The organism is Endozoicomonas sp. ONNA2, from assembly GCF_024606365.1.
GTDB lineage: Bacteria > Pseudomonadota > Gammaproteobacteria > Pseudomonadales > Endozoicomonadaceae > Endozoicomonas.
This window is the reverse complement of record NZ_JAHHPO010001133.1, coordinates 1-2635: the sequence shown is the minus strand read 5'-3', so window position 1 is coordinate 2635 and position 2635 is coordinate 1. Positions and strand designations below refer to the sequence as shown.

At 51.4% G+C, this 2635-nt stretch carries 2 protein-coding genes; one reads left to right on the top strand and one right to left on the bottom strand.

Annotation, left to right across the window (positions count from 1 at the left end; all coding sequences use genetic code 11):
* Positions 1 to 287: transposase (locus tag KDK14_RS20090; RefSeq protein WP_257267007.1), on the top strand; the 287-nt coding region annotated here is incomplete at its 5' end.
* Between the two features lie 184 nt (positions 288 to 471).
* Here KDK14_RS20090 and KDK14_RS20085 read toward each other — a convergent pair.
* Positions 472 to 2409 carry an ankyrin repeat domain-containing protein gene (locus KDK14_RS20085; RefSeq protein ID WP_257267006.1) on the bottom strand — a complete coding sequence of 646 codons (1938 nt, stop codon included), beginning with the start codon at positions 2407 to 2409 and terminating at the stop codon, positions 472 to 474.
* Positions 2410 to 2635: the final 226 nt, after the last annotated feature.

The window sequence follows — 2635 nt, the reverse complement described above, 5'->3', positions numbered from 1 at the left end:
TTGGGAGGTTCCAGCCAAGCTCCAAACTGTGTAATTGCTGTGGCTATAAAATGGAGACCATGCCGTTATCCGTCCGTGAGTGGAAATGCCCAAGTTGCCATTCAGTGAATGACCGGGACACGAACGCCGCACGGAATATAAGAGATATTGGTTTAGCTGATTCACTGGGACACAGTGATTGTATAAAGAGTTCCCCTGTAGGGAGTCCGGTCAGCGCAGGTTCTACAGCGAAAGGTGTTGAGTATTCTCGGCATGGGTCGCAAGAATCCCCCACCATAGCCGCTTAGCGGTGGGGCGGCCATCCGCTTGGTGGTGGGAGTATGTCAGGGCGTGATATTCAAGGCACCGTAAAGGTCTTCCTTCGTTAATAACAGTTCAAGGGACTGCGCTGTTCTGTGGCTTCGCACAGAGTCCCGTTATGGTCGTTTGCTCCCTTCAAGACCTTTCACTGGCTTTCGTTTCCCTGATTTATCACTGTATAAGACAGGCCTCATCAGGACAGGGCTCTTCAGGACAGGCCTCATCAGGACAGGGCTCTCTATTATAAAGCCCCCCTTTTTTTCCAAGAAGTTCATCGATCTCTGGATGATTAATCTTGGCCAAGTCCCGAGCCGTCCAGTCATCGTCATTCTCCTCATTGACCTCGATGCCCGGAACGGACAGTAACACCTTGACGGTTTCTGCACTGGCGTATCTGGCAGAAAAATGAATGGCCGCCCAGCGATTGTAATCCGTGACATTGATATCGATGCTTTTAACGTTTACCAACACCTGGACGGTGTCTGCACTGGCGTATCTGGCCGCTATGTGCAGAGGCGTCAAGCCATCTTCTGTTGTCTTCCTGTTGACCTTGATATCTTTAGCGGTCACCAGCGCCTTGACGGTCTCTGCATTGGCGTATCTTGCAGCTTTGTGAAGTGGCGTCCAGCCATCAACATTCTTCTGATTGACATTGACTCCGTCAGCCTTCACTAACTCCTTGACGTTCTTTGTGTGGCCATTCGTAGCAGCATAGTGGAGAGCCGTATTGCCAAAACGATCCCTGGCATTCACTTGGATGCAACGGATACCGTAGCTGTTCAGTAGTACCTTGACGGCCTCTGTGTGGCCACAGCTGGCAGCCAGGCGCAGAGCTGTGTTGCCATAGCTATCAATGGCATTGACATCCACTTCTCTGGTTGCAATCAGCGCTTTCAGGCGTGCGGTAAGGCCCCTGGCAGCGGCGATATGCTGTGGGGTTGTGCCTTTTTCATCGGTTGTATTGATGTATCTTGAGATGATCCGGCGAATGAAAGCTTCCCGGGAATCATCTTCGCTGTCAGGCGTGCGCAGTACGACAGTAATATCCGCTCCTTTACTGATCAGAACCTCCCGGACCTCATTGTTTCCGGTCAGGACAGCGATATACAAGGCACTGTAAAGGTCTTTCGCCCCCTCGTTAAGCAACAGTTCAAGGCACTGCGTTTGCCCACACCTGGCGGCTTCGCGCAGGGCGCCGTCAAGGTCGTTTGCTCCCATTTTGATCAAGGGTTTCAGGTACTGCGTTTGTCCTTGCCCGGCGGCTTTGCGCAGGGCGCCGTTAACGTTGGTTGCTCCGAGATTGATCAGGGGATCAAGGCACTGCGTTCGTCCCAGTTCGGCCGCTTTGCACAGGGCACCGTGAAGGTCGTATGCGCCCATATCGACCAGGGGTTTAAAGCACTGCGTTTGTCCCTGCCCGACAGCTTCGTGCAAGGCGCTATTAAGTTTGGCCGGGTTGGGTTTGGTGCTGATCAGGTATTCAAGGAGTTGAGTCTTGTTCTTCTGGATGGCAAAAAGCAGTAATTTATTGATATCCGCCCCGGCATCGATCAGTATTTTCAGCTCATTGGTGCGACGCAGCCGGGCAGCAATGCGCAGGGGGGTCTCACCATTGTGCTCGACGGCATTGACATCGCCATGGCAGTCGATCAGAGCCCGGGCGCAATGAGAATGGCCGAAATTGATGGCGACAGCAAGCGGGTGTACACGACGACCGTTGATCACTGAACGGTAAAGCCCATTTGCCAAAGTTTCGTCCTGGCTCAGCAGTTTTTTCAGTTCGCGCAGATCCCCGGTACGGCAGACATTCAACATCAGGGATTCACAATAACGTGAGCTGTCATCACGGCCGTTGCTCTTGTCCAGACGAAGCAATGGCAGTGCCTTTTTTTGCTTGCATTCAGCGCATTGGCGTTCATCAAGCCTTTTTACCTTCTGTTCTTTACTGTCAAACCATCGGGTGATGCATTCCAGGTGAAAAACATGGGGTTTCGCAGTGCAAGAGGTTTGGACCAGTGAGCGCCCACCATATTCTGCTCTGGTATAGCCGACATCACCACACAGGAAACATTTAAAGGGTAAATCTGTTGCATTGCCGACATCGTTCATCGCTTTAGCCTACTTTTAGTGACTCAAAACAAGTAGGACAAAAATCAGCAGAATAAATTCCATAAAAACAGAATTTTTTAACAAGACGATTGTCGTTAAAATCCCGAGTCAGGTACCCACCTGACCGTCTTGCACCAGGCCAGGGAGAATAGACTGCCCTACTGCGGCGAAAGCAAATTGGTCTAAAAATCCGCTTTTGTTCGGCAAATAGCCCCGCTATTCACCT

Bases quoted from the DNA above. Each gene is read 5' to 3' on its own strand.
- KDK14_RS20085 (WP_257267006.1), bottom strand. From the start codon at position 2,409: ATGAACGATGTCGGCAATGCAACAGATTTACCCTTTAAATGTTTCCTG.